At 33.7% G+C, this 8,774-nt stretch carries 7 protein-coding genes; 1 reads left to right on the top strand and 6 read right to left on the bottom strand.

Annotated elements, in window-relative coordinates; genetic code table 11:
- Positions 1-3: 3 nt before the first annotated feature.
- The gene (locus tag ACTTKP_RS06050; RefSeq protein ID WP_442553008.1) at positions 4-1,530 is read right to left on the bottom strand and encodes an ATP-binding protein; all 1,527 of its coding nucleotides are present in this window, start codon (positions 1,528-1,530) and stop codon (positions 4-6) included.
- A gap of 195 nt (positions 1,531-1,725) precedes the next feature.
- Positions 1,726-2,463 carry a cell wall hydrolase gene (locus ACTTKP_RS06055; RefSeq protein WP_442553009.1) on the bottom strand — a complete coding sequence of 246 codons (738 nt, stop codon included), beginning with the start codon at positions 2,461-2,463 and terminating at the stop codon, positions 1,726-1,728.
- 328 nt (positions 2,464-2,791) lie between these two features.
- On the opposite strand from ACTTKP_RS06055, the gene ACTTKP_RS06060 reads away from it, so the two are divergent.
- Positions 2,792-3,601: a hypothetical protein gene (locus ACTTKP_RS06060; protein WP_442553010.1), complete on the top strand. Its 810-nt coding sequence runs from the start codon at positions 2,792-2,794 to the stop codon at positions 3,599-3,601.
- Here ACTTKP_RS06060 and ACTTKP_RS06065 read toward each other — a convergent pair.
- The 4 genes from ACTTKP_RS06065 to ACTTKP_RS06080 are packed head-to-tail and all read right to left on the bottom strand — an operon-like array spanning position 3,579 to position 8,733.
- The gene (locus ACTTKP_RS06065; protein ID WP_442553011.1) at positions 3,579-4,442 is read right to left on the bottom strand and encodes an ABC transporter permease; all 864 of its coding nucleotides are present in this window, start codon (positions 4,440-4,442) and stop codon (positions 3,579-3,581) included. The two genes, ACTTKP_RS06060 and ACTTKP_RS06065, sit on opposite strands and share 23 nt — an antisense overlap.
- A 2-nt stretch (positions 4,443-4,444) precedes the next feature.
- Complete coding sequence (locus tag ACTTKP_RS06070) at positions 4,445-5,359, bottom strand: ABC transporter ATP-binding protein (protein WP_442553012.1); 915 nt, start codon at positions 5,357-5,359, stop codon at positions 4,445-4,447.
- On the bottom strand, positions 5,356-7,509 hold the full coding sequence (locus ACTTKP_RS06075; protein WP_442553013.1) for a hypothetical protein: 2,154 nt from the start codon (positions 7,507-7,509) through the stop codon (positions 5,356-5,358). Before ACTTKP_RS06075 ends, ACTTKP_RS06070 begins: the two co-directional genes overlap by 4 nt.
- 12 nt (positions 7,510-7,521) lie before the next feature.
- Positions 7,522-8,733 (bottom strand): sensor histidine kinase, encoded by a 1,212-nt coding sequence (locus ACTTKP_RS06080; RefSeq protein ID WP_442553014.1) that lies wholly within the window; start codon positions 8,731-8,733, stop codon positions 7,522-7,524.
- Positions 8,734-8,774: the final 41 nt, after the last annotated feature.

Consider the following 8,774-nt stretch of genomic DNA (forward strand, 5'->3'; position numbering starts at 1 on the left):
ATCCTACGCATTGATTTTACCCTTCTGCCTTCTAAGCTCCTCAACTTCTCTAACCGAAATAAAATCAGCATTTCTTAAGAGCATTACAATCTTTGTGCCTTGTCCTCTATTGCTTTCTGCCCAAACTCTTCCTCCATGATCCTCGATTATCTTCTTTACTATAGCCAGACCCAATCCGCTGCCACCTATTTTAGAGTTTCGTGATTCATCTACTCTGTAAAGCCTTTCAAACACCTTTACCTGAGCTTCCTTCGGTATACCTATCCCATTATCCTCTACAGAAACCCTCACAAATTCAGACATTAACCCAACTCTTATATCAATTCTGCCTTTCCTGTCTTTTGCGGCATATTTTTTAGAATTGGAAATAAGGTTATTAATTACCCTTTTAAACTGAGCTGCATCTGCAATCACCGAAACCCTTTCCTCAATACATGGATGAAAATATATTTCAAAATTATTCATTTCCAAATCAGTTTTGATTTCATCTAATCCTTCTGTCAAATGCTCGTTAATATCTAATTCCATGAAATTATATGAAATCCCATCCATATCAAGTTTTGCATATGCTGAAAGTGCATCAATAAGACTGTTCATCTCCACAGCCTTAGAATAAATAATACTCAAATATTTGTTCTGTTTTTCCGGAGTATTAGCAACTCCCTCTCTAAGTCCCTCTACATATCCCTTAATTACAGTAAGAGGAGTCTTTAAATCATGAGAAATGTTAACTACCATTTCTTTCATATTCTGTTTTTTAGATATATTATCCTCCAATAATTCATTAATATGTTCTCTCACATTATTAAAATCATCGGCAAGCTCGCCTATTTCATCTCTCTTATGCCTCTTTATTTCTGTATTAAAATCACCTTTAATAATGTCTTTCGCAGATTTTCTAAGACTGTCTATCGGCTTTGCAACACTGGTATACAGCCAGTAAGAAAGTGTCAGCCCTGTAAGAAGCATAATCAGCACAAAGCTTGCTGTAAGCTGTCCCCAGGCTAATTTTGATTCTGTTTCCAATTCAGATATGTTTGTCACAAAAAACAGGTTCGAACCATCAGTTAAAGTACCCACATGTCTAACCATCACATTAAAGCCATTATTTTCAAAATAACCCATGCTTTCATCTGAACCAATTGCATAATCATAAAGTTCATATTCTATTTTATCATAAAGTTCCATATTCTTTCCATAAATAAGTTGCTTTCCCTTAATAATATAAATATATGAATATTTATTATCTATTTTTTGCGAAAATTTGTCCAAATATTCACTGTCATCTAAATGTTCCTGCCCATTCTTTAAGTAAGCCCTAAGTTCTTTGTAATCTTCCTCTATAAGCTTGTTTATATAACCGATTGGATTGGATATTGAAGTTATGATGCTTATGTTATATTCATCTCCGGCGGTGTCAATTAAAGAGAATCTGGTCTTTATTATAGTAAAAAATGCCACATTAATAAGAATTAACGGTATTATCATTACTACCATAAATGATACTACTATTCTTCCTTTCAGCCTCATTTTTTACCTCTCCCTTTCATTAACAAGTCTTAAACCTACCCACTGCCACATATCTGTATCATCTTCCCATAGTATAACATAAAATACAAATCTTATCACTTATTTTAAAAATTTGTAAGGTTTTCGTAAATTAAAAAGAAGGAACTCCCAACTCTGTAAAGTCGGAAATTCCTATAATAAATATTATATTTAATTTTATCTATACTTATAATAATCCTGTCCATTGTGATGGAAGAGATGGCGAAGATTATTGTCAAACCAGGCTGCTGCCTTAGCTGTTGTATATTTTTTTGCTACAAAAGCAACTGCCCCCTTAGAATAATCTCCATTTTTAAGCACCTTATCAACAGCTTTTTTAGTCTCTTTACTTGCTTCACAATTCCAAAATCTTCCACCCGGTTTAACCGGTGAAAACTGATAAACTCCTGTTCTTGGATTATGTGCCATAACTACTCCGGTTACAGTATTTGGAAAGCTTTTGTGTTTAACTCTGTTAAGCACAACACTTGCTACAAAAAGCTTGCTTTTCTCATCCATATAGCCTACTTCAGACTGAACAAGGCGATAAAGATTTGCTCTATCTTCAGCAGTCATCTTAATATTGTAGGCATTTTTATTCTCTTCTGCTTTCTTTTTCTCTTCTTCTGCCTGTTTTTTAGCAACTTCAGCAGCTTTTTTCTCTTCTTCTGCCTGCTTTTTAGCAACTTCAGCCTTCTGCTCTTCTTCCTCTGCCTGCTTAGCTTCTTTCTCTTCCGTCTCTATACTCTTACTATCCATATTAGGCAATTCTGTTTTTAAATCTGAATTACTCCCTATCTCTTCTGTACTGATTGTTTCCGCCTTAGCACTATAAAAACAGAGCTGCGGTAACATCGTAAGTGAAAGACAGGCTGACATTGTCCCTAAGAACAACAACTTAAATCCTTTTTTCATTTTTTCTCCTATTTCTCTGATTATCAACTACCTTTTTTAATAGTTTAGCTATATATTGCAAATATATTACAATTTTGTTACATAAACTACGCTCGTAAGTATAATCTTTAATTTCTTCCTTGTCAATAAAAAAGCTTAATTTTGGGCATTCAGCAAAGTATTTTAAATCTCAAAGTATTATTTACATAAATTTTATATAATTTTTTAATGCTACAGCTGTATAATTTTGTGTAATTTTGAACTTGATTTTTTTACTTCTTTTGACAGATATTTCAAAGCATGATAACATAAAAATAAAGTCAGTATTTATATTTAAGGAGCATTTATTATGACACAGCCATTAAAAGGTGTATATAAAAGAGTAGATTCTAAAGGAAAAAATCAATATATAGCTTCTTTTACTTACAAAGCTAAACATATAAGCCTAGGCAGTTTTGAGAATAGCAGTACCGCTCATACCGCATATAACGAGGCTGTATCCCTAATTTCCAACAATAGCAATATAACTATTAATGATTATGATGAAAATATGAAGCTGAACTTTGAAAAATGGGTAACTATTATTAATTTCCGTGATAATGGCATCTATATTAAAAACCCTATCTATTTAAGAAAAAAATTTTTTGAATACTATTTTTCTCCATCTGAAGTAATGAAATTTTCAGCCGAAGATTTATTCTATTATTCACATCACAAAATAGTTCGAAGAGGCAGGCATTATTTTGTTGCAGATTATGGAATGCAGGCTAATATTATGCATCGCTATGGAATTAGAAGTTTTGCCGTCCCCGGAAAAGATTACATATTCCTAAATGGAGATAATTTGGACTTTAGATATGAAAATCTGGAAATCATTAATCGCTATGCAGGAGTAAGACTCGAAAAAAAGTTTCCAAAACCTATATATGTGGTTAAAATTAACATTAGAGGCTCTGTAATAATAGGCCGTTATGACAATGAAGTTATAGCTGCCATAGCCTATAATAAAGCTGCCCTCCTGCTTATGGAGGGCGGTATAAATAAAAAGTATGAGCTTAATTTCATAGAAGAACTAAATACATCCGAATATAAAGAAAAAATGGCAGAAGTTAAACTTTCAAAGAAGTTTTTACGCTTCATTGATTCGCTCTTTTCCTAAATGGATTTAGCAGATAAGCTGCCACGAATATATTAATTATTGTGATTACCATTTGAACAGCAAGACTTAATACAAACCAGTATTCCATAACAAAGCTTGTATTGTTTTGAAAGTTAATGTAGTTCCCTATAATATCAGGCAACCCTATCTGTGTATCTAAGAGCGAAAACATTGTCACTACCGGATTCAGTAAAAATATAAGATGTAACGAGTCATTGTTGGTTGCAGAAAATACATTACTTATAAATGCAATAAAAATTGTACCTAGTGTAATAAACATAACCCAAATATATGACACCGCCATAGCCGTACTTGTTTTTCTTAAAACAGTAGACATAAGTATTCCAAAACTACCTATATATAATGACATAAGTATTATAAGCAGAATATATTTCCCAAGATCTCCTATACCGGCTCCTCCAAAGATAAATATAAGTGCAAGAACAGGAAGGCTCGAAAATACATAGAACATAAGTTTACTTATAGCTGAAAGAAGTTTTCCAAGAATTATCCTCTTTGTTCCCAATGCTGTAGCAAGCAACATTTCAAGCGTTCCATGATCCCTCTCTCCTGAAATTGTTCCTCCGGTAAGAGCAGGTACTGCAAATAAGGCCAGTCCAAATTCTAAGCCAAATAGTATTGAGTAAAACACAATAAAGTCTTGTTTGATGGTGTAAGCATTATATATAGGATAGCCTGAAGCTGATATTGCCACCAAGGTAAAAAGACCGATTACTGCAATTATAAAGCAATACAAGCCTACCGTTATTGGGAACTTAATACTACGAACAGATTGCCTGAGTTCTTTTGCATATAATGCATTTGTCTTATATTTCTTCATAATTACTCCATAATTTTCATAAATACAGATTCCAAATCATGCCCTCTTCTACCAAATGAAGAAACAAAAACTCCTGCTTCTACCATTCTTTTTAGCAAATATCCTTCATCTTCTTCTGAACCGCCATAGCTTATATAAAATTCATTATCTTCTGTAATTGTAAGATTAATTACTGCTTCATCTTCTTTTAAAACTTCCACTGCAATATCCACCCCTTCTCTTACCTTCATAACAATAGGATTTTCCACATGCATCTTGGTTTCTATTTCCTCGATGCTTCCACTCATTACTGTTCTTCCTCCCTCAATAACTGCAAGACCGGTTACCAGTTCTGAAATTTCATGTAAGATATGTGAACTTATTATTATTGTTTTCCCTTGTTCGTTCAGCCTTTTAAGAAAATTTCTTATTTCTATCCTTGCCTTGGGATCCATTCCCGAAGTAGGCTCATCCAATACTAAAAGTTGAGGATCATGTATGAGTGCACGAGCCAGACATAATTTCTGCTTCTGCCCTCTTGAAAGGTCATCCACGAAAAAGTCCAACTTATCAGCAAATCCAAACTCATCAAGAATCTTCAAGCATTTTCTTTCAGCTTCCCTGCCTATCATATTGTAAGCAGAAGCAAAGAATTCTATATATTCAATCACCTTCAGATTGTCATATACTCCAAAAAAATCCGGCACATATCCTATATTATTCCTTACTCTTAAAGTCTCTCCACCTGCATTACCACTTATTGTTACACTGCCTGAATCAGCGGGAATAATCCCTGAAATTATTTTCATTGCAGTAGTCTTGCCTGCTCCATTAGGTCCAACAAAGCCATACAGTGCATTATCCTCAATCTTAAGAGACAACCCATCCAACGCTTTGGTTGTTCCAAATTTCTTGACTAAATTTTCTATTTCAATCATTCTTCATACTCCAGTGATATTTTAGGTATATTAGGTATATAAAAAGACGATATCACATCATAAGGTGACTGACCTATCTCGTATCTGAGAGTAATCTTCCCATCTTTAACATAGACTGAATTGATATTAAAAGTCTGATCTTTACCCCTGTCAAATCCATCCTGCCCTCCGGTACTTACATAATCCCTTATTTGTCTGACAAAGTTATCATCAGGATAAAAAATAAAGTCATAACGCCCGGTCAAATGATTTAAAATATATACCTTACATGGATTTATCTCTTCCTTATATAAAGATAGCAACATAAGTTTTTTAGGCTTCTTATTTTTATCCAATACATAGCTTATATCTATAGAATTTCTATTCAAAAATGCACCGGTAGAAAATCCATAACTTCCATCACCTGCCATCATCGGAAGTTTCCCTATAGAATTTATAAAATTATCTGAATCTGTGCCTATATCCGCTTTCTTTTCCGCAGGAAGTATCATTATCGTATATCCGCCTATATTAGCTGCATCAGATGCAAACTCTCCTCTCAATCTGCCGGATGATAATGCTACAAAACAAGGCTCATTGCTTCTTAAGGCTGATATTTTTTCTAAAACCACTGTCATCAAATTCTGAATCTTAGGGTCTTCTCCCTCATACGCAAAATTAAAAATTTTATTTAAAAAAACGGAATCTTGAAGCCTCACTGAAAAATTATCAAGAAATACCTTTCCCGCCTCAGCCTTAAAAATCCTGCTCTCGCCCTTTGCCACATCTCCAATATATATAATCTCATCATCATATACAGCAAAAACTTTATTTAGATTAATACCGAGCTCATTCTTAAACTCGCCCTTTACTATATTTTGATTACGATAGATTCTTCCTGTATTTTTCACTGATATTTCAGGCACTCCTGATGCTCTAAGAAAAAGTGTATCAAAGGCTGTTGCTTCCATAACATTTATGTCTGCTCCGTTTACCTTACTTGCAATATTGTATTTTACCTTATCCCCTTCCTGCTCTCCTATCTGTGGATAGCTTCCATATAAGCTTTCTACCTTATATCCATTATTAATCTCTAATTTATACGGAAGATTAGATGAATTGGTTACTGAGAATGATACATTTTCAATATGGCTATCCTTACGAAAGTCTAAAACTGATACATACTTCATATACATTCCATCTATTCTACTATCCGCACTTACCATATATATTATTGCCGTAAAAATAAGCGACCATACCGGCACAAAAATCCAATATTGTACCTTTCTCTTTCTTTTTGCAAGAATGAAATAAGTAACAGGACAGGCTACTATTATATAGATAATAATAATTGCTACATATTTTTCTGTCCTTATTGCGAGATCCTCCAAAACCGGAATAAGTACATTTTCTGCCTTCCAAATCCATTCTAAACGGTCTTCCCTTCCAAGATAAAGCCTTTTTAGATTAAAATTTACAGCATCTTTTTCGGATATTGTCACCCCACCATTTCTTTCTCTCTCCTCAAGAACGGCAATGGTCTTGGTTTTAAGTACTTTTTCTGCATTATCAGGTTTTATAATCAGGTCAAATAAACTGAGATCACGATAATCCCCCTCTATCTGCTCTTCCTTTAAATAAATCCGTTTTATCCTAAAAGTTTTTTCTCCAAAAAATGAAATCTTATTATCTTTCGGCAACAGACTCGCAACCACTAATTCTGAATTTTCATCTACTTTTCCCTCTTCAATATCAGATGAAAAGTGTTCTACTTCCTTACCTTTTTCATCTAAAATTGCAATAATAAATCTAGGTGAAACCGTATTTAAAAATGGATAAAAACAGATTACAGCATCTTCCCCCTGCTTCAACCTGATTTTTTCACTATAAGACGATAAGGCATCTCCTACCGAATAATATCTTAAATGAATACTTCCTTCGAAGTCTTTTTTTGCATTTTTTAATACAACCTTTACTCTAATAACTGATGAAGTCCGCAGGTAACCATTAATCCCATAATCTATCTCAAGATTTCCAAGCGAGGATACTACCTTCTTAACTTCATATCTTTCTACAGCTGATTTGGCAAGAGAAGTACGGAGTCTTGTGGCATCAATAGAATTAGCAAAAATTAAAAATAAAGACAGCATAAAGAACAATACATTCTTCACATCTTTCCTCCCCTACTTTACAGGCAAAACTATCTCGAACACAGTTCCATATAAATCACTTTTCACACTAATACTTCCACCATGCAGATTTACTATGTTTTTAGTAATCGCAAGCCCAAGCCCTGTGCCTCCTGTTTCAAGCGATCTTGAATCTTCTACCCGATAAAATCTGTCAAAAATATGCTCAATATCTTTCTTTGGAATTAGCCTTCCATAATTTATAACCCTAATATAAAGATCACTTTTCTTATCTTCCTGATATAAGTCTATAATAATTTTTTTACCATCCTTACCATATTTTATGGCATTAGTAAGTAAATTGGCTACGGCTCTTGCCATCAGCTCTCCATCTGCCTCTATCATCATCATTTCTGCTGACTTTCTAAACTCTAAGCTAAGTCCCCCTTCCTGAAGGCTGGGATAACATTCATCAGCCAGCTGTTCCATAAGCTTAACTATGTCTATTTCTGCTAAATGAAGCCTAAGTTCGGTAGAATCTGTTTTGGTAAATGAGAATAAATCTTCTATAAGTCCCTGAAGTCTTATTGCTTTTTCATAAGCAACTTTAACATATTCTTCATTTTTAATAAGTATATCTTCATTATTTCTGCTTTCTGGAAATTTGGACATTACCAGCTGTAAATAACCTATTACAGAGGTAAGCGGTGTACGCAAATCATGGGCTATACTTGTAATAAATTCCTTTCGATTCTTTTCCTCGTTCCTTTCCTTATCAAGAATCCGCTTTATTTCTCCTGTCGTCCTATTAAGATTTCTTGCCATATTAGACAGTTCATCTTCATTCCTTACTTCAAATTTAATATTAAAATTACCTTCTGAAAATTCTTCTATTCCCTTATCCAACTGTTCAAAATAATTTGTTATCTTCTTTGTAAAGAATATAAAATAAACAGAAAAAAAGAAGATGAAACAAGCTATCACTTCAAGTATGATAAACCCCGCAAACCTACGGCTCTCGGTCATTTTGATCCTTGCTTCATCCTGATAACGGAGAATTGAATTTGTATTGCCCTCTCCCAATCTATTATTTACATTACTGCTTTCCATTGTAACTGTATGATTTATACTATCTCGCTTAAGCACTTCTCTAAGCATGAACAACCCAAAAGTTATAAATATTGTAGTAACAAGTGAAAGCAGGAAACATATTATCACATAGGTTATAATTTCTATTCTGACACTGCGAAACAATTTATTTTTCAATCTTGTATCCAACTCCCCATACAGTCTTTATAATCTTTGCA

The organism is Catonella sp., assembly GCF_052169795.1.
Classification (GTDB): domain Bacteria; phylum Bacillota; class Clostridia; order Lachnospirales; family Lachnospiraceae; genus Catonella.